The sequence below is a fragment of the Sinomonas soli genome (genome assembly GCF_054782415.1).
In genome coordinates this window covers 225602-244350 of sequence record NZ_BAAGSN010000003.1, presented here as the reverse complement: position 1 = coordinate 244350, position 18749 = coordinate 225602, and the positions used below count along the sequence as shown (strand labels likewise).

Below are 18749 nucleotides of genomic sequence, written 5' to 3'. Positions count from 1 at the left end.
AGGGGTGGGGCAGGTCGGGGCGGAACGGTGGGGCCTCTGGGCGCCGGGGGCCGCGCCCAGAGAGGAGCAGCGGCGGGCGAGGGCCTCGCCCGCCGCTGCGGGGCCGGTGGTCAGCGCGCGGCCGAGCCCTCGGTGTAGTCGGCGTCCTGCTGCTGCCACGAGAAGTGGGCCCGCAGGGCCTTGCCGGTCGCCTCGATCGGGTGCCCGGCCTCCTTCTCGCGCAGGGCCTTGAATTCTGCGGCGCCGTTGTCCTGGTCGTCGATGAAGCGCTTGGCGAAGGCGCCCGACTGGATGTCCGCGAGGACCTCCTTCATGGACTCCTTCACGGCGGGGGAGATCACGCGGGGACCCGAGACGTAGTCGCCGTACTCGGCGGTGTCGGAGATGCTCCAGCGCTGCTTGGCGATGCCGCCCTCCCACATGAGGTCCACGATGAGCTTGAGCTCGTGGAGCACCTCGAAGTAGGCGATCTCGGGCTGGTAGCCGGCCTCCGTCAGGGTCTCGAAGCCCGCCTGGACGAGGTGCGAGACGCCGCCGCAGAGCACCGCCTGCTCGCCGAAGAGGTCGGTCTCGGTCTCCTCGGTGAACGTGGTCTTGATGACGCCGGCACGCGTGCCGCCGATGCCCTTGGCGTAGGACTTGGCGAGGTCCCAGGCCTTGCCCGTGGCGTCCTGCTCGACCGCGATGATGTCCGGGATGCCGCGGCCGGCGACGAATTCGCGGCGCACGGTGTGGCCCGGGGCCTTCGGGGCGACGAGGATGACGTCGACGCCGGCCGGCGGCTGGATGTAGCCGAAGCGGATGTTGAAGCCGTGGCCGAAGACGAGGGCGTCGCCCTCCTTCAGCGCCGGGGCGATGTCGTCGGCGTAGAGGTGGCGCTGGACCTGGTCGGGGGCGAGGATGACGACGACGTCGGCCTCCTCCGCGGCCTCGCGCGGGGTCAGGACGCGCAGGCCCTGCTCCTCGGCCTTCGCGCGGCTCTTGCTGCCCTCCTTGAGGCCGACGCGGACGTCGACGCCGGAGTCACGGAGGTTGAGGGCGTGGGCGTGGCCCTGGCTGCCGTAGCCGATCACGGCGACCTTGCGGCCCTGGATGATCGAGAGGTCTGCGTCGTCGTCGTAGTACAGCTCTGTCACTTGGTTCTCCTTGATTGCGTTGTGAGGTGTGGGGCGGCCGCGGGCGCCGGGCCCGCGGCGCGGGTCAGCTCGCGCGGAGGGCGCGGTCGCTCATGGACCGGGAGCCGCGGCCGACCGCGAGCGTGCCGGACTGGACGATCTCGCGGATCCCGAAGGGCTCGAGGACGGCGAGGAGAGCCTGGATCTTCTCAGAGGTCCCGGTGGCCTCGACGACGAGGGAATCGGTCGAGACGTCCACGATCGAGGCCCGGAACAGGTCCACGGCCTGGGTGACCTGCAGGCGCGTGACGGCGTCTGCCCGCACCTTGATCAGCAGGTGGTCGCGCTGGACCGAGTTCTCCGGCAGCAGTTCGACGATCTTGATGACGTTGACCAGCTTGTTCAGCTGCTTGGTGACCTGCTCGAGGAGATCGCCCTCGGCGTCGACCACCACGGTGACGCGCGAGATGCCGTCGACCTCGGTGGGCCCCACGGCGAGCGAGTGGATGTTGAACGCGCGGCGGGCGAACAGGCCCGCGACGCGGGTCAGCACGCCGGGCTTGTCCTCGACCAGAACGGACAGGGTGTGGCGCGACATGCTCAGTCCTCCTCTTCCCAATCGGGGGTGGAATTGCGGGCCACCTGGATCAGGTCATTGCTGACCCCGGAGGGCACCATGGGCCAGACCATCGCGTTGGGGCTCACCACGAAGTCGATGACGACCGGCCGGTCGTTGATCTCGAGCGCCTGCGCGATGACCGTGTCGATGTCCTCCTCGCGCTCCACGCGGAAGGAGGCGCACCCGTAGGCCTCGCCGAGCTTGACGAAGTCCGGGATGCGCAGGGTGTCCGCGCCGGTCTGCAGGTCGGTGTTCGAGTAGCGGCCGTCATAGAAGAGCGTCTGCCACTGGCGCACCATGCCCAGGGAGGAGTTGTTGATGACCGCGACCTTGATCGGGATGTTGTTCAGCGCGCAGGTCGCGAGCTCCTGATTGGTCATCTGGAAGCAGCCGTCGCCGTCGATCGCCCAGACCGGCCGGTCCGGGTTGCCGACCTTGGCGCCCATCGCCGCCGGCACCGAGTAGCCCATCGTGCCGAGGCCGGCGGAGTTGAGCCACGCGTGGGGGCGCTCGTACTTGATGAACTGGGCCGCCCACATCTGGTGCTGCCCGACGCCCGCCACGTAGACGCCCTCCGGCCCTGTGAGCTCGCCGATGCGCGAGATGACGCGCTGCGGGGAGAGGAGCCCGTCCTCGGGCTCGGTCCACCCGAGCGGGTAGTCGTCGCGCAGCCTGTCCAGGAACGACCACCAGGCCGTGATGTCCGGGGTGCCGTCCTTCGCGTACAGGCCGGCCACCGCCTCGGTGAGTTCGGGGAGGATCTCCTTCACCGAGCCGACGATGGGGACGTCCGCGGTGCGGTTCTTGGAGATCTCGGCCGGGTCGATGTCGGCGTGGATCACCTTCGCGTTCGGCGCGAACGTGCTCAGGACGCCCGTGACGCGGTCGTCGAAGCGCGCGCCGAGGGTGATGAGCAGGTCCGCCTGCTGCAGGGCCGTGACCGCGGCGACCGAGCCGTGCATGCCGGGCATGCCCAGGTGCTGGCGGTGGGAGTCCGGGAAGGCCCCACGGGCGGTGAGGGTCGTGACGACGGGAGCGCCGGTGGCCTCCGCGAGGGCGAGCAGCTCTGCCGAGGCGTGGGCCTTGATGACGCCGCCGCCGACGTACAGCACGGGCTTGGACGAGGCAGCGATGAGGCGGGCGGCCTCGCGCACCTGCTTGCTGTGCCCGCGGGTGACGGGGCGGTAGCCCGGGAGGTCGATCCGGGGCGGCCAGCTGAACATGGTCCTGGCCTGCTGGGCGTCCTTGGTCACGTCGACGAGGACGGGCCCGGGGCGCCCGGTGGAGGCGAGGTGGAACGCCTCGGCGAGGGTGCGCGGGATGTCCTCGGCCTTCGTCACGAGGAAGGAGTGCTTCGTGATCGGCATGGTGATGCCCACGATGTCCGCTTCCTGGAACGCGTCCGAGCCGATGACCGAGCTCGAGACCTGCCCGGTGATGGCGACGAGGGGAACGGAGTCCATGTGGGCGTCGGCGATCGCGGTCACCAGATTGGTGGCTCCCGGACCCGACGTCGCGATACAGACTCCTACACGGCCGGTGACCATCGCGTACCCCTGGGCAGCGTGGCCGGCGCCCTGCTCGTGGCGCACCAGCACGTGGTTGATCTTCGAAGCCATCAGAGGGTCATAGGTCGGCAGGATCGCGCCGCCCGGGAGACCAAAGACATCGTCCACGCCCAGTTCCTCGAGCGAGCGGACAATTGCTTCAGATCCAGTCATCTCTGTGGGCTCAACAACACGGTTGGGCCCCAGGACGGCAGAGGCAGAGTCGACGGTGTCGACAGGATCCGCGGCCTTGGCCGCGGACGGCTTCGAAGCCATCAGCGATGGGCTGATCGGCGTTCCTTTGCTCATCAGTCTCTTCCTTAGGATCTTCGTGGCGAAGGTGTGCTCCAACGAAAACAACCCCTCGGCCGCCTGGCGTTTCGAGGGGTTGCGCGTGACAGATCGTGCCAGACGGGCTCAGTGAGCCACGCGCTGGGCAAGGACGACATCGAGCACCATGCTCGTCGGGGCGATCTGCATGCCCACAGTCTCGCGAATTGAGGTTTTGAGTGTCAATTTGGTCGGAGGCCGTCTCACGATGCGGACATCCATCCACACCGTGAGACATACCGCGGCTGCGGGGCGGCCCTCCGGCTCATCCCGCTCATCCCAGGACGGCCCCCTCGCTCGCGGAGTGCACAAGCTTGGCGTACTTGGCCAGGACGCCGCGGGTGAACTTCGCTGGGATCGGCGACCAGCCCTCGCGGCGTGCCGCGAGCTCGGCCTCGTCCACGAGGAGGTCGAGTCGGCGGTTCGGGATGTCGACGCGGATGCGGTCGCCGTCGCGCACGAAGGCGACCGGGCCGGCGTCGACCGCCTCCGGCGCCACGTGGCCGATGCACAGCCCGGTGGTGCCGCCCGAGAAGCGCCCGTCGGTGAGCAGGAGCACGTCCTTGCCGAGACCGGCACCCTTGATGGCACCGGTGATCGCCAGCATCTCGCGCATGCCGGGGCCGCCCTTGGGCCCCTCGTAGCGGATGACGACGACGTCCCCGGGCGTGATCCGGCCCTGGTCGAGCGCCTCGAGCGCCGCCTGCTCCCGCTCGAACACCCGGGCTGTGCCCTCGAAGGCGTCGGCGTCGAAGCCGGCGGTCTTGACGACGGCGCCCTGCGGCGCGAGCGAGCCGTGGAGGATCGAGAGGCCGCCGGTGGCGTGGATCGGGTTGTCCATGGCGCGCACGATCTTCCCGTCCAGGTCGGGCGGCGAGATCTCGGCGAGGTTCTCCGCGACCGTCCTGCCGGTCACGGTCAGTGCGTCGCCGTGCAGCAGCCCGGCATCGAGGAGCGCGCGCATGACGACGGGCACGCCCCCGACGCGGTCGAGGTCGTACATGACGTAGCGGCCGAACGGCTTGAGGTCCCCCAGGTGCGGGACCCTGTTCCCGATCCGGTTGAAGTCCTCGAGCTCGAGCCGGACCTCGGCCTCCCGGGCGATCGCGAGCAGGTGCAGCACGGAGTTCGTCGAGCCGCCGAAGGCCATGACCACGGCGATCGCGTTCTCGAACGCCTCGCGGGTGAGGATGTCCCGCGCGGTGATCCCGCGCCGGAGCAGGTTCACCACGGCCTCCCCCGAGCGGTGGGCGAACATGTCGCGGCGCCGGTCGGCCGACGGCGGCGCGGCGGAACCGGGCAGCGACATGCCGAGCGCCTCGGCCGCCGAGGCCATCGTGTTGGCGGTGTACATCCCGCCGCACGCGCCCTCGCCCGGGCAGATGGCCCGCTCGATCCGGTCCAGGTCGCCGCGGGACATCTTCCCGGCGGCGCACGCCCCGACGGCCTCGAAGGCATCGATGAGCGTGACGTCCTTCTCGGTGCCGTCCTCGAGCTTGACCCACCCGGGCATGATCGAGCCCGCGTAGAGGAAGACGCTCGCAACGTCGAGGCGGGCCGCGGCCATGAGCATCCCCGGCAGGGACTTGTCGCAGCCCGCGAGCAGGACCTGCCCGTCGATGCGCTCGGCCTGCATGACGGTCTCGACCGAGTCGGCGATGATCTCGCGGGAGACAAGGGAGAAGTGCATGCCCTCGTGGCCCATGGAAATCCCGTCCGAGACCGAGATGGTGCCGAACTGCATCGGGAAGCCGCCCGCCGCGTGCACCCCCTCCTTGGCGGCCTTCGCGAGGCGGTCGAGCGAGAGGTTGCACGGGGTGATCTCGTTCCACGAGCTCGCGATTCCGACCTGCGGCTTGGCGAAGTCCTCGTCACCGAATCCGACCGCCCGCAGCATCCCGCGCGCCGGGGCTGCGTGGATGCCGTCCGTCACGACCCGGCTGCGGGGCTTGGCGTCTGCATCCGCGGGTGCCGCGCCCGTCTGCGACGTGCCTGTCTGCGACGTGCCGGTCTGTGCCGTGCCTGTCTGTGCCGGCCGGGCCTGGCTCTGCTCAGTCATGGCCCACAGTCTAGGGCGCAGGTGTTGCGGGGATCACCCCTCGGCGGCATCCTCGCGGACGATCCTCTCGGCCTCCGCGTGCACCATGTCCATGACGGAGCGCACGGTGGGCCGTGCCGCGACGTCGGCGCGGGCCAGGAGCACCACGCTGCGGCGCGCCTGCACCCCCGTCAGCGGGCGCAGGACCAGGCCGCTGCGCAGGGCCCCGCGGGACGTGAAGCGCGGCAGCAGGCTCAGCCCATGGCCGCCCCGGACGAGGGCCTCCATGGCCCGCAGGTCCGGCATGAGCTGGACGCGGTCGACCACGCGCCCGGCCTGCAGCTCGATCTGGCGCAGCACCGTGTCGAAAGGGAAGCCCGCCGGCACGCCGATCCAGGGCCAGGACGCGACGTCGTCGGGCACGAGGACGTCCTGCGCGGCCAGCGGGTGGTCGCCCGGCAGCGCGACGTCGAGTGGCTCCTCGAGCAGGGGCTCGACCACGAGCCCGGCGCGGAGGAACTCCTCCGGCCCGTTGACGGAGTGTCCCAGGACGAGGTCGGCGTCTGCGGCGAGGTCCACGAACCCCTGCGCGTTCGGGTCCTCGAGGCGGGCCTCGAGGCGCAGCCCCTCGCACTCGGCCACGCGGTCGAGCAGGCCGGGGAGGAACATCTCGGCCGCGCTGGGGAAGAACACCGCGCGCACCCTGGCCTGCTCACCCCTGCGGTAGCCGTCGGCGGTGGCCTCGGCTCGGGCCATCGCGACGGCGACACCGGCGGCCGCGGCCGCCATCGCCTCTCCTGCCTCGGTGAGGCGGACGCCCCTCCCCTGCCGCTGGATGAGGACGACGCCGAGCTCCTCCTGCAGGAGCTTGAGCTGCTGGGAGACGGCAGAGGCGGTGATGCCGAGCGCATCGGCCGTCGCACCGATGGTGCGGCGGTCGGCGAGCTCCCTCAGGAGCAGCAGTCGGCGGAAGTCCATGCGCACAGGGTACTGGCGCGGGCGCCGCCGGAAGGTGCTCGGGCACGGCACCGGGCGCGCGGCCGTCCGCGCTGCGTGGCCACGCGCCCTGCAGGCGCCGAGTACGTAGACTGGCCTTCGGCGAGAGGAGAACCGTGAGCAGCACTGCCCCGACCGGGCGGGCCCCCGAGCCCGACGGCGCCCTGAAGGCCGCGCTCCATTACGTCTTCGACAGCCAGATCCCCAACTACGGGGACTACAACCTCGTGTGCGTGACGGAGTGCGGCGGCTCGGTCTCCGGGCCCCGGCCGGGAGCCCCGGTCCCCACCGGCCTGGTGGTGGGCTACCGCCGCCGGCCGGTGGAGCTCGTCCTCGCCCCGTTCGACCGCGGGACGCTCTCGGGCACCGCGCAGCCGACGACGATCGACCTCACCAATCTGGCCTATGTCTCCGAGCCGTTCCCGGGCGCCTTCGACGTCGCCACGAGCACCGGCAGGGTCGTCACCTTCACGCTGCGGCCGGTCTGCGAGCTTGGAACCGACTCCGCCGTCGCCCTGGCCCAGGAGGACGATGCCGCTGACCTTGAGACCTTCCTGCGCGACCTGGTCGGTCTGTAGTCCGCCGGCCGGGGATCTGCACTGGGTGAGCGTCCGCCGTAAGTCTCTGGACGGGCAGGCTGGAGCGAGGGTCTAATGGCCTCAGCCGTTGCCGACTACTCTCGCAGGGAGGCTGCCGTGGACTGGGTCGTCATCGCCGTCTCGGGTGTGATCCTGCTCGCGCTCGCCGTGTGGACGGTCCTGCGCGAGGACCGCTCGACCGCCCGCCGAGGCCGCCACCGGGGCCGCGCGCCCCTCGTGCGGCCGGTCCCGGCGCCGCCCTCTGCGCCGGCGCCGCCGCGCCCGGCCCCGGGCGCCTGAGGCCATGCGGGCAACCCAGCGGAGGCTGGCCGGTGTTGCTGTGGCCCTGCTCGCCGCAACCAGCTGTTCCGGCTCCCCCGGCCCCGGGCCGGTCCCGGCCCCCGGTTCCCCGTCCGCTTCCGCCTCGGCCGCCCGCACCGTCTCGCCGCAGGAGTCCGGCAAGGTGATCGCCACCGCGTACATCACCGGATACGGATACTGGGACAACACGCCGCCCGGATCCACCATCATCTCCAATCCCGTCCTGCATCAGAGCGCGGGGGGCACCGGGACGTGGCAGGATCCCGTCACCATCGCCGTGGGCCACTCGATCAGCAACGGCGCGGACACCCTGGATTTCCCCGCTGGGACCCGCATGTACATCCCGAACCTCGAGAAGTACTTCATCGTCGAGGATGCGTGCGGCGACGGGGACACGCCGCAGGACATCCCCTGCCACAACATCTCGCGGGGCGCCGCCCGTGGAGCCACGGTGTGGTTCGACGTCTGGATCGGCGGCTCCTCGGGCAGCAACTCGGACTCCAGGCACTGCCAGGCGACGCTGACGGGCCTCCACACCGTCATCCTCGACCCCAGCATCCACGACTACGAGGTGACTGCCGGCGACGTCCTCTCGGGCCAGGTGTGCCACGCGAACTACGGGGAGAACCCGGCGCTGCGGTGACCACCGGGGGCAGACTCTCGGTTTCGCCTCGCGGCGCAGCCCGACTACGCTCGAGGACTTGGCGCACCGGGGGGCCGTGCGCCACCCTCGAGTACAAGAGCCAGAAAGAACCCTGCATGAAGCACGCCAGAACACTGTCCACCGCCGCGGCCGCCCTCCTGCTCACCTTGACCGGGTGCGCGGGTGCCGCCCAGCACGGGACCGCCCTGCCGAGCTCCGCCGGAGCGAGTGCCACCCCCGACGCGACGCCCACGGCGACGAAGTCGCCCGCGGCGGAGCACACCGCCAAGCCCACGACGCCGCCCTCGGCGAGCGCCCCTGCCACCGTCTCCGCCCCGGCGCCGCCTCCGGCTGCCCAGGCTGCCGCCGGTGCGGCGAACCGGCCCGCGGCCCCGGCCCCTGCGGCCGTCCCCGCTGCGCGGATCCCCGCACCCGCTCCCAAGGCTCCGGCAGCCGTCCACGAGACGGGGACCCTCGTCACCACCGCGTACACGACCGGATACGGCTACTGGGACAACACCCCCGCGGGCTCGGCCACGGTCTCCCACCCCGTCCTGCACCGGACGGCCGGCGGCACCGGGACCTGGGCGGATCCGGTGACGGTCGCCGTCGGACACTCCATCACCGGGGGCGTCGACACCCTCGACTACCCGGCCGGGACACGCCTCTACGTCCCCAACCTGCAGAAGTACCTCATCGTCGAGGACACCTGCGGTGACGGGGACACGCCGCAGAACGGCCCCTGCCACACCGGCGCCCCTGCCGGCACCACTGTCTGGCTCGACGTGTGGATCGGCGGCTCCTCCGGGACCCAGGCTGCCGCCGACGCGTGCGGCTCGGAGCTCACCGACGCCAACGGTGCGGCCCATACCGTGATCGTCAACCCGTCCGTCCACAACTACAGGGTGACCCCCGGGGAGGTGCTCTCCGGCGGTGCGTGCCACGCCAACTACGGCAACACGCCCCTGACCCAGTAGTCCCGTCGGGCTTCGTAGGCCCGTCCAGCCCCGCAGCCCGCTCCTGCCCGGCAAGCCATGTGCCGGCCGGGCGGGCGCCGGGGCACGCGCCGTCATGAGCCGGCAGCGGGGGCGACACGGCGCCGCAGGCGGCGTCACGGGCCTGCAGCGCCCTAGAGTGTGACCCATGCCACGCACACCTGTGGCATCGACGCGCCATCAGAAGGCAGTGGCCCGGACCACGGGCCACCCGGACGGAATGGACACTCTGTGACGGAATCAATGACCCTCCCGGAGGGCCAGCGCTGCACCTACGAGGCCGAGCTCGACGTGCACCAGACGAGCTTCATGTCCAGGTGCCAGCTCCGCCTCGGGCACCGGGGAGGGCACCTCGCCGAGCTGCCGGGCCGCCTGGCTCTCCCCGCCGGCCCGGCGAGGAAGCCCCGTGCGGCCCTCTACCCGGCGTCGGGAACGCGCGAGGACCTGCCGGTCCGGCACGACGCGTCCCGCTCGGACGCCGTCCAGCACGAGAAGGAAGAAATCCACTGATATCGATCGTCAAGGCCCTCGCCGTCGCCGCCGGCGGGGTCCTCCTGCTGGGTGCCACGGTCGCCTGGCCGCTGCTTATCCTCGGCTACCACCTGTGGAGGGGCCAGTGACGCCAGGCGCCTCTGAGCGAGCGCTTCCGGACGGCGGGGCCCCGAGCCGCGCTGCTGTCTGACGGCGTCGAGCGTCAGACCGTGGTCGCGACCAGTGCGAGGGGTCCGGCGTCCGATGCCTCCAAGGTCAGCAGCACGCCCGAGAGTGCGACCTCGCCAGCCGTCAGAAGCGCCAGATACTTCGCCAGCCGCTCCCGCGCGGGAATCGGGGCCAGCCACGGCCCGGCATGGTGGAAGAAGGCGTCACGTCCCAAGAGGCCGGCGAGGGCGCCGTCCTGTCTGGCCTCCCAGGCCCGGTGGAAGCGCGCGAGCAGGTCGGGCGTGACCAGCAGTGCTAGGGCCAGAAGCGCCGCGGCCACGGGGGCGATCCGGTCGGTGACGACGAGGAGCCCGAGCCCGAGTCCCAGAACCACCACGGCCGCCCTTCCTGTGGTGTAGACCGCCCGGGCTGCGCGGCGCCCCGCCTCGAGCCCCGCCGCCAGCTTCCGATCCGCTGCGAAGGCCGCCGACTGCACGCTGTCGAAGAGCGCGCGTCGTACGAGCCTCCGACCGTCCGGCAGGTTCTGACCGTTCATCCCATAGCGCCCACCAAGGGGCCGGTTGCCGTGTCCCATCTGTGTCCCCATCATGTCCTGAACTACCAATGCCGGGAATTAAGCTACAGGCCGAAGCTGTGCACCGGCCGTGTCCCGTCGCGCTGACCACCGTGCACGCCCCATACGGGGCCGGCCGCGGCACACCGGACCGCCGCGCCTCCGCCCTTTGGGCCGTAACACCGGTAGCTTCAGGATCACCCGCACTCGCACTCCTCCCGGGCACCCGGGAGGGGCCCTCCGTGGAAGGACCATCATGGGGATCACCCTCGACAAGGTCGAGAAGAAGGCACCGGAGCTTCTCAGCCTCGCGAAGTCCGCTGCGTCCGCGATCGACACCGCCCGACTCAGAGGGCAGCGGGCCAAGGTCGCCCTCGTCCTCGACTACTCCGGTTCCATGCGCAAGGAGTACAAGTCCGGGGCCATGCAGCGGCTCACGGAAACCATCCTCGCGCTCGGCCTGCACCTGGACGACGACGGCGAGATCGACCTGTTCACGTTCGACTCCTCCGCCCGCCATGAGGGCACCGTCACCTTGGACAACTTCCGCGACGTCATCGCCAAGATCGTCGCCAAGCGCCACATGGGCACCACCAACTACGCCGCCGCATTCCGCGCCGTCCTCGACTACTTCAAGCTCGCGCCGAAGTCCGGAGGCGGGTTCTTCCGCAAGTCCACGGGCTACTCGGCCGTGGACGCCCGCGATGGGCAGCCGGTCCTCGCAGTGTTCCTCACCGATGGCTCCCCCGACAGCAAGGCCGAAGCGGTCGCGGAGATCACCCGTGCCTCGTACGCGCCGGTGTTCTGGCAGTTCCTCTCCATCGGAGCCGAGAACATCGCCTTCCTCCAGAAGCTCGACGACCTCGACGGCCGCTACGTGGACAACGCCGACTACAAGCCCGTCCGCGACGTCGACCGCACCAAGCCCGAGGACCTCTACGAGATGGTCCTGGACGAGTACCCCGGATGGCTGGACGACCAGCGCCGGCGCGGCCACATCCGCTGACCGCCGTCGGGCCACGTTCCATTCTCCAGACCTCACGTACCAGCAGACTTGACGGGGACTGCGGGTTCCGGAGGGTCGATGGTGAGGTGGGCCCACGTTCTTGAGGTGGGCCATGTTTGAACAGCACAGAAGGACCGATGCATGATGGCCTCTTTGGCTGGTACGCAGGGAGACGTGTCTCCTGATGCTCCTCGAACCGCAGAGCAGACGCACACTGCCGGACGGTCAGATCTTCGGCAGGCGGTTGCCGCCGTCGCACAGGTCGGTGACGCTGTCTCTGCGGTGCTGACCGGCTCAGGTGCAGTCGGAGACGTTCTGCGCCGCCTGCGTGGCATCGTGCCATTCGACGCAGCCATGCTGTCCGCCTATGACCCCGTCCGCCTCGTCCATCGGCCTCTGGCCATGGTGGGATACGACAGCCGAGTGGCAGCCTTCGCGAACAGCGGCTATCTCTCCTGCCCCAGCTACAGAGCATCGCTCGATTCCGCCGTCCCGATGCGAATGCGCGACTACCCCTTCGACTTCCGCCTCCTGCCGACCTACTCGGAGGTCCTCCAGCCGGCCGGATTCGAGGAGGGCGCGACCGCCATCCTGCGGCGCAGCGGAACCCTCTCGCAGGTGGGCATGCTGGTGATCAGCCAGCGGGACCGGCAGTGTATCGACGATGAGCAGCTCGATACCCTCGCCGCGGTGACACCGATGCTGGCGCGGATCGCCGACGACCGCGCGCGGGTGCGCCTGCTGCGGGCGACGTCCGGCTCCGCGGGACTGACCGTCGTCGTAGCGCCGGACGGAAGCACCCGCCCGATCGACGCTGACTCCGCGCGCCTGTGCCAGGATGTTCCGGCCCTGACGGAGGCGGCCGTCCAGCTGCTGTCCAGCGGCTCCCTCGCCCGCTCCGGGTACGTCTGGCACCGCAGGCAGTGGTGGCAGGTCGTGATGGCAAGGTCCGACGACGTCTCGCTGCCGGAACCCGACGTCGTGGTGGTCAGCGCAAGTCCCAGCCGGGCCCCAGCCGGGCTCACACGGCGCGAACTCCATGTCCTCACCCTGATCGCCGAAGGGGCGTCCAATGCACAGATCGCTGCGTGCCTTGGCCTGAGCGTCCGGACTGTGACCACCCACGTCGAGCACATCATGCAGAAGATGTGCCGCCCGAGCCGTGCAGCATGCGCGGCTCGGGCGGCAGCAGAGGGGATACGCCTGCTCGCATGACCGGTCTCCTTCGACACGGCCCGCGCGGACATCAGCTGGCTGAGCCGGCCACGGCTTCGTAGGCCAGGGCGATTTCGAGGAGGCGTGCCTCGCTCCACGCCGCGCCGACGAACTGGAGCCCAACCGGCATGCCGTTGTCACCCATCCCGCCGGGTACCGAGATGGCCGGGAGCCCCGCCACCGAAATGCAGAAGGTATAGCGGATGAACGTCTCGAAGGTGTCGAGGTTGCGTCCGTTGTGCTGCATCGTGACATCTTCGGCGATCGGGGCAGCGGTCGCCGGCGTCGTCGCCGTCAGGAGCACATCCACGCCCTTCAGCGCCTCGGCGAATCCCTTCCGGATCGCAGGAACGGTACGTGCCATCGCCTGCGCATAGACATGGGCCGGGACAGGCTGAGCCTGGGGGCCGACTTGGCCGCCGAGGGCCGCGCGGACATCAGCACCGAAGGACCCGAGGTTCGCCGCGATTCCGCCGTCCACGCCCGCGGAGCGCAGGGCCTCCTCAGTGAGCACGACATCTTCCGGGATGACAGTGATGAACCCGGTGTGCGTGGCCTGCTCGACATCCTTCACTGAGACGGGGACGAGGATGGCGCCCGCTTCTTCGAGGAGCCGGTAGTTCTCGGCCAGGACCCGGTCGACGTCCGGGGCGTTGTCCAGGGCGAAGTAGCCCTCGGGGATGCCGATGCGCACGCCCTCCAGGTGTGCCCGAGACGGGTCGATCGCCTCGGGGAGTGCCGCACCGGACGGGCCGTTGGAGGCGAAAGGGTCGAGAGGATCGGGGCCGCCAGAAAGGACCTTCAGCATGGCTGCGGCGTCAGCGACCGTGCGGGTGATCGGGCCCAGAGTGTCGTAGCTCCACGACAGCCCCAGCATGTTGCCCCGGCTGACACGTCCGAGGGTGGGCTTGAGCCCGACGACCCCGCAGAGCGCGGCCGGGATTCGCACCGACCCGCCGGTGTCCGTCCCCATGGCGCCCGAACACAGGCGGGCGGAGACCGCCGCCCCGGACCCGCCGCTCGAGCCGCCGGGGATCCGCAGCGGATCGTAGGGGTTGCGGACGGGGCCGAAGTGCGGATTGTTGCTCGTGATCCCGAACCCGCATTCGTGCAGATTCGTCTTGCCCAGGACGAGGGCGCCGGCCTGCTTGAGGAGCCGCACCGACGTGGCGTCCTGAGTCGGGACGAAGCCTTTCAGCGCGGCCGTGCCGCCGGTGGTGCGCGTGCCCGCGGTGAAGAGGGCGTCCTTGACGCCCAGCGGTATCCCGTGCAGCGGGCCGACGATGTCGCCCGAGGCCTGCATCTGGTCCATCCGGGACGCCTCCGCAAGCACCTCGTCATCCCTCGTGAGAAGGAACGCGTTGAGGGTGTCGGCCTTGTCCAGCGCGTCGATGCGCTCGAGGTACATCTGGGTGAGCTCACGGCTGCTGAGCTTCCCCTCACGGATGGCACGGGCCTGCTCCGTCAGCGGCGCGGCCACCTCTGCGGCGTGCGGACCAGTCTCCGCCACCCGCGGCGGGACGACCTCCAACCTGCTGGCTTGCGTCATGATTGCCTCCTCGTGTTCCCCGCTGCCGCGGCTCGGCATGGGGTTCAGAAGGAAATCTAGGCCTCTATGATCCGTGGCACATCGGCAGAAGTACGTAGTCCGGCGGCGGAAGAGCAGCAGGGCCCCCAGGTGCTCGCGGTGCGATCGACATCACCGGGCAGCGCAGGCAGCGGCCTCAGACACGGGCGCCGCGAAGGGGGCGAGTCCGCGTGGTACCGGATCGGTGGACACACGAAAAGACCCCTTCCCGATCCGCGTTTCCGTGGATCAGGAAGGGGTTGTGGTGCGCCCCCCGGGACTCGAACCCGGAACCCATTGATTAAGAGTCAATTGCTCTGCCAGTTGAGCTAGAGGCGCATCTTTGCTGCGGTCTGGGCGACCGTTTCCGGCCCGTCTCCGTGCCCCGCAACGACATGAAACTCTACAGGACGTCTTTCGAAAAGCGAAATCGATCGGGAGGCCGCACGAGTGAGGTGCCCCACACCCTGCTCGGGCCGCGCTCCCTTCTCGAGGCCCTGGGCCGACTGCGGCTAGGCTCGGTCCGTGACCACGACTGGACCCTCCCGCCGACTCGCGGCGGGCGATGCCGCCCCGGCCTTCTCGCTCCCCGACTCCGATGGAGGGACCACCTCCCTCGCGGACTTCGCGGGACAGAGGACCGTCCTCTACTTCTACCCGCAGGCCAACACGCCGGCGTGCACCCAGCAGGCCTGCGACTTCCGCGACAGCCTCGCGGCGATCTCCGGAGCAGGCCTTACCGTGGTGGGCATCTCCCCGGATCCGGCCGAGGCGGTGCGCCGATTCGCTGCAGAGCAGCACCTCGGATTCGCGCTGCTCGCCGACGAGGACCACAGAGTCGCCGAGGCCTACGGAGCCTGGGGCGAGAAGGTCAACTACGGGCGGACCTACCAGGGCCTCATCCGGTCCACGTTCGTCATCGGCACCGACGGGCGGATCGAGCTCGCGCAGTACAACGTGCGGGCCAAGGGCCACGTCGCCAAGCTCCAGCGGGACCTGAAGATCCTCCCGGTACACTGATCGAGTTGCCCCGCCAGAGGCGGGGTGCCGCGCGAGTGGTGGAATTGGCAGACACGCAGGATTTAGGTTCCTGTGTCTTCGGACGTGAGGGTTCAAGTCCCTCCTCGCGCACCGCCTCCGGCCCCAGTCCGGCCTCCTGAAGGCCGCCCGGCCGAGCAGGACGACACCCAGGGACACAAGGGCGCCGGACATGCGGCGGGAAGCGAAAGGCGTGGAACAGGTCGTGAGTGGCGCGCGGACCATGAGGCGGAGGGAACTGCTCCAGGCAGCGGCGGCGGCGGTCCTCCTGACCGGGTGCACGCCCTCGCCCAATCCCAAGCCCTCGCCCAGCGCGAGCGGCTCTGCCGCCCCGAGCGCGTCCTTCACCTTCGCCACGCCCGCCCCGCCGATCGCACTCGACCCCGCCGTCACCGCCGACATCGAGTCGTGGCGCGTCACGCGCCAGGTCCTTGAATGCCTCGTGACGAGCGATCCCGACACGGGCTCCCCCGCCCCGTCCCTCGCGACCACGTGGACGCAGAGCGCAGACCTCCTCTCCTGGACCTTCACCCTCCGGGAGGGCGTCACCTTCCACGACGGGACCCCGTTCAACGCGGCAGCCGTGAAGGCCAACTTCGACCGCTGGTACGCGTTCTCGCCGCAGTTCCGTTCGAATCACACCGGGCTCGCCTTCACCGCAGTGTTCAAGGCGCACTCCGACCAGGCCTCCCTGTCGCTCTACAAGCGGTGCACGGTGCTCGGCGAGCACGAGGTCCGCATCGAGCTCACGCAGCCGCTCACGAGCTTCCTCGCCGCGATGACCACCCCCGCCTTCGCCATCTCCTCTCCCGCCGCGCTCAAGGCCAGCACTGCCGACGTCGAGGACCAGCCCTCGTCCGGGACGAAGATCTCCCGCTACGCCCAGCACCCCGTGGGCACCGGTCCGTTCCGGTTCCGGCAGTGGACCAAGGACTCGGTAGTCCTGGAGTCCTCCCCCACCTACTGGGGTGCGCACGGCCAGATCGCCCAGCTCACCCTCGTCGTCTACGACACGCCCCAGGCGCGGCTGCAGGCGCTTCTGGCCGGGACCATCGACGGCTACGACGCGGTGACCGTCGAGAACATCGAGACCCTCGTGCGCAAGGGCCTGCAGGTGGTGCGACGCGACCCGTTCTCGGTCATGTACCTGGGGATGAACCAGGCCGTGCCGCTCCTGCAGAACGACAAGGTGCGCCAGGCCATCGCGATGGGCATCAACAAGGACGCGGTCATCAAGCCATTCTTCCTCGAGGACACGAAGGCCGCCTCCCAGTTCGTGCCGCCCAAGCTCAGCGGCTTCAACGCCTCGGGCGGCTTCCCGTCCTACGACCCGGAGAAGGCCAAGCGGCTGCTGAGCGAGGCCGGATACAAGGGCGAGGAGCTGCCCTTCTACTACCCGCTCAACGTCACGCGGCTCTACCTGCCGGACCCCGAGAAGGTCTACGCCGAGCTCTCCGCCCAGCTGACGCTGCTCGGCCTGAACATCAAGCCGGTCCCCGTCGACTGGGAGGACGGGTACCTGCAGAAGGTCACGACGGCGGGCGACCACGCCTTCCACCTGCTGGGCCGCTACGGGAGCTACAGCGACCCCGATGACTTCCTCGCACCCCTCTTCGGTGCGAAGAACGGCGAGTTCGGGTTCTTCGACGCACAGATCTTCAGCAAGATCGAACGCGCCCGGGGACTGCCGGACGGCAACGACCGGACGCAGGCCTACCAGAACATCAACGGCCAGATCGGCTCGAGCGCCCCTGCAGTGCCGATCGCCTACCCGATCTCCGCGGTGGCGGTGTCCGCACGGGTGGCGACCTACCCGGCATCGCCCGTCCTCAACGAGACGTTCAACCACGTGACCCTCGCCGCGGGCGCGTAGGCGCACCGAAAAAATGTGGCGGGGGGGTCTTGACTGTGACCCTTCAGGGATTTAGCGATCGGGGCGGCCGGGGGATATTCTGCCACTGGTCCATTTGTGCAGGGAGACTTCAGTGACCTTCATTTCCACCACCCGATCTGCCGATGTCGTTCTGGTCGGCGGGGGCATCATGAGCGCCACCCTTGGCGCTTTCCTCAAGAAGCTCGAACCGAGCTGGAACATCGTGCTCTTCGAGCGCCTCGACGAGGTGGGGCTCGAAAGCTCGGACCCCTGGAACAACGCCGGGACGGGGCACTCCGCGTACTGCGAGCTCAACTACACGCCTCAGGCCAAGGACGGCTCGGTGAACCCCGCGAAGGCGCTGGGGATCAACGAGGGCTTCCAGCTCTCGCGCCAGTTCTGGTCCCACCTCGTAGGCGACGGCAGCATCTCGGACCCGTCCGGGTTCATCCACAACGTGCCGCACATGAGCTTCGTCATCGGCGACGCCCATGCGGACTTCCTCCGCACGCGCTACGAGGCGCTCCACCCGAACCCCCTCTTCTCCACCATGGAGTACAGCGAGGACCCGGCCCAGATCGCCGCGTGGGCCCCGCTGATCATGGAGGGCCGCGGCGCCGGGCGCGTCGCGGCGACCCGGGTGGCCGAGGGCACCGACGTCGACTTCGGCCAGCTCACCCGTGAGCTGGTCCACTTCCTCGCCGGCAACGGCGTCGAGGTGAACTACGGCACTGACGTGTCGGGCCTCGAGCGCGCCCGGGGCGGCTGGAACGTCTCGACGCGGCACAAGGCCTCGGGCGAGCGCGGCAGCATCCACGCCAAGTTCGTCTTCGTCGGCGCCGGCGGCGGAGCGCTCCACCTCCTCCAGGATTCCGGCATCGCCGAGAGCAAGGGCTACGGCGGGTTCCCCGTCTCCGGCCAGTTCCTGCGCAGCACCGACGAGTCGATCGCGCTGCGGCACGACGCCAAGGTCTACGGCCAGGCCTCGGTCGGGGCGCCGCCGATGTCCGTTCCGCATCTGGACACGCGCTACGTCAACGGCAAGCGCTCGCTGCTGTTCGGCCCGTACGCCGGCTTCTCCACGAACTTCCTCAAGAACGGCTCCCTCTGGGACCTCCCGCTCTCCATCCGGCCCGGCAACATCATCCCGATGCTCGCGGTCGCGAAGGACAACATGGACCTGACGGCCTACCTCGTCAAGGAGGTCGCCAAGGGCCACGAGAAGAAGATCGAGGCGCTGCGGGAGTACTACCCCGACGCCTCGGCGGAAGGCTGGGAGCTCATCACGGCCGGCCAGCGCGTGCAGATCATCAAGAAGGACCAGGCCAAGGGCGGCGTACTGCAGTTCGGCACCGAGGTCATCACCGCGCGGGACGGCTCGATCGGCGCACTCCTCGGCGCCTCCCCCGGCGCGTCGACGGCCGTTCCGATCATGCTCGAGCTCATGCAGCGCGCGTTCCCGAAGAACTTCAAGGGCTGGGAGCCGAAGCTGAGCGAGATGATGCCCGGGTACGGCATCAAGCTCAACGACCACCCGGACCTCGCCGCCGAGATCGCCGCGAGCACCTCGGCAGCCCTCGGGCTCGCGGCCCCGGCCCACTAGGCCAGCGTCCGTTTCCGGCCCGCGTCCTCTCGCCTGAGGACGCGGGCCATTT

Annotated in this window: 17 protein-coding genes and 2 tRNA genes; 11 read left to right on the top strand and 8 right to left on the bottom strand. The window is 69.9% G+C overall.

The annotated features are described in order from the left end of the window. Positions 1-110: 110 nt before the first annotated feature. The 5 genes from ilvC to ACYVKZ_RS02260 all read right to left on the bottom strand — a co-directional run bounded on the left by ilvC (position 111) and on the right by ACYVKZ_RS02260 (position 6627). Positions 111-1136: a ketol-acid reductoisomerase gene (ilvC, locus tag ACYVKZ_RS02280; RefSeq protein WP_460990398.1), complete on the bottom strand. Its 1026-nt coding sequence runs from the start codon at positions 1134-1136 to the stop codon at positions 111-113. A 64-nt stretch (positions 1137-1200) separates the two neighbouring features. Then, the gene (gene ilvN / locus ACYVKZ_RS02275) at positions 1201-1713 is read right to left on the bottom strand and encodes an acetolactate synthase small subunit (RefSeq protein WP_460990397.1); all 513 of its coding nucleotides are present in this window, start codon (positions 1711-1713) and stop codon (positions 1201-1203) included. 2 nt (positions 1714-1715) lie between these two features. Next, positions 1716-3590, bottom strand: a complete 1875-nt coding sequence (locus ACYVKZ_RS02270; protein ID WP_460990396.1) for an acetolactate synthase large subunit — start codon at positions 3588-3590, stop codon at positions 1716-1718. A gap of 295 nt (positions 3591-3885) precedes the next feature. Continuing rightward, entirely contained in the window at positions 3886-5670 is a 1785-nt protein-coding gene (gene ilvD / locus ACYVKZ_RS02265; RefSeq protein ID WP_460990395.1) for a dihydroxy-acid dehydratase, read from the bottom strand. A gap of 33 nt (positions 5671-5703) precedes the next feature. After that, on the bottom strand, positions 5704-6627 hold the full coding sequence (locus tag ACYVKZ_RS02260; protein WP_460990394.1) for a LysR family transcriptional regulator: 924 nt from the start codon (positions 6625-6627) through the stop codon (positions 5704-5706). Between the two features lie 134 nt (positions 6628-6761). Here ACYVKZ_RS02260 and ACYVKZ_RS02255 point away from each other — a divergent pair, with 134 nt between their 5' ends. The 5 genes from ACYVKZ_RS02255 to ACYVKZ_RS02235 all read left to right on the top strand — a co-directional run bounded on the left by ACYVKZ_RS02255 (position 6762) and on the right by ACYVKZ_RS02235 (position 9692). Continuing rightward, the gene (locus ACYVKZ_RS02255) at positions 6762-7223 is read left to right on the top strand and encodes a hypothetical protein (RefSeq protein ID WP_460990393.1); all 462 of its coding nucleotides are present in this window, start codon (positions 6762-6764) and stop codon (positions 7221-7223) included. Positions 7224-7340: 117 nt separating this feature from the next. After that, positions 7341-7523, top strand: coding sequence for a hypothetical protein (locus ACYVKZ_RS02250; RefSeq protein ID WP_460990392.1), 183 nt, complete (start codon positions 7341-7343; stop codon positions 7521-7523). A 4-nt stretch (positions 7524-7527) separates the two neighbouring features. Continuing rightward, positions 7528-8187 carry a hypothetical protein gene (locus tag ACYVKZ_RS02245; RefSeq protein WP_460990391.1) on the top strand — a complete coding sequence of 220 codons (660 nt, stop codon included), beginning with the start codon at positions 7528-7530 and terminating at the stop codon, positions 8185-8187. A 116-nt stretch (positions 8188-8303) separates the two neighbouring features. Continuing rightward, positions 8304-9164 (top strand): hypothetical protein, encoded by an 861-nt coding sequence (locus ACYVKZ_RS02240; protein WP_460990390.1) that lies wholly within the window; start codon positions 8304-8306, stop codon positions 9162-9164. A 249-nt stretch (positions 9165-9413) separates the two neighbouring features. Next, entirely contained in the window at positions 9414-9692 is a 279-nt protein-coding gene (locus tag ACYVKZ_RS02235) for a hypothetical protein (RefSeq protein ID WP_460990389.1), read from the top strand. Positions 9693-9876: 184 nt separating this feature from the next. Here the strand turns inward: ACYVKZ_RS02235 and ACYVKZ_RS02230 are convergent, their stop codons facing one another. Then, positions 9877-10416, bottom strand: a complete 540-nt coding sequence (locus ACYVKZ_RS02230; RefSeq protein ID WP_460990388.1) for a hypothetical protein — start codon at positions 10414-10416, stop codon at positions 9877-9879. A 235-nt stretch (positions 10417-10651) separates the two neighbouring features. Here ACYVKZ_RS02230 and ACYVKZ_RS02225 point away from each other — a divergent pair, with 235 nt between their 5' ends. Together ACYVKZ_RS02225 and ACYVKZ_RS02220 are read left to right on the top strand one after the other, a co-directional pair. Further along, positions 10652-11401, top strand: a complete 750-nt coding sequence (locus ACYVKZ_RS02225) for a VWA domain-containing protein (protein WP_460990387.1) — start codon at positions 10652-10654, stop codon at positions 11399-11401. 336 nt (positions 11402-11737) lie between these two features. Further along, positions 11738-12616, top strand: coding sequence for a helix-turn-helix transcriptional regulator (locus tag ACYVKZ_RS02220; protein ID WP_460990386.1), 879 nt, complete (start codon positions 11738-11740; stop codon positions 12614-12616). A 31-nt stretch (positions 12617-12647) separates the two neighbouring features. Here ACYVKZ_RS02220 and ACYVKZ_RS02215 read toward each other — a convergent pair whose 3' ends face one another. After that, positions 12648-14165 carry an amidase gene (locus ACYVKZ_RS02215; protein WP_460990385.1) on the bottom strand — a complete coding sequence of 506 codons (1518 nt, stop codon included), beginning with the start codon at positions 14163-14165 and terminating at the stop codon, positions 12648-12650. 281 nt (positions 14166-14446) lie between these two features. Continuing rightward, positions 14447-14522 (bottom strand) — tRNA-Lys (locus tag ACYVKZ_RS02210). A gap of 186 nt (positions 14523-14708) precedes the next feature. Here ACYVKZ_RS02210 and bcp point away from each other — a divergent pair. The 4 genes from bcp to ACYVKZ_RS02190 all read left to right on the top strand — a co-directional run bounded on the left by bcp (position 14709) and on the right by ACYVKZ_RS02190 (position 18697). Then, the gene (gene bcp / locus ACYVKZ_RS02205; RefSeq protein ID WP_460990384.1) at positions 14709-15203 is read left to right on the top strand and encodes a thioredoxin-dependent thiol peroxidase; all 495 of its coding nucleotides are present in this window, start codon (positions 14709-14711) and stop codon (positions 15201-15203) included. A gap of 29 nt (positions 15204-15232) precedes the next feature. Beyond that, positions 15233-15314 (top strand) — tRNA-Leu (locus ACYVKZ_RS02200). Positions 15315-15444: 130 nt separating this feature from the next. Next, complete coding sequence (locus ACYVKZ_RS02195; RefSeq protein WP_460990383.1) at positions 15445-17094, top strand: ABC transporter substrate-binding protein; 1650 nt, start codon at positions 15445-15447, stop codon at positions 17092-17094. Between the two features lie 112 nt (positions 17095-17206). Continuing rightward, the gene (locus tag ACYVKZ_RS02190) at positions 17207-18697 is read left to right on the top strand and encodes a malate:quinone oxidoreductase (RefSeq protein ID WP_460990382.1); all 1491 of its coding nucleotides are present in this window, start codon (positions 17207-17209) and stop codon (positions 18695-18697) included. The last annotated feature ends 52 nt before the right edge of the window (positions 18698-18749 follow it).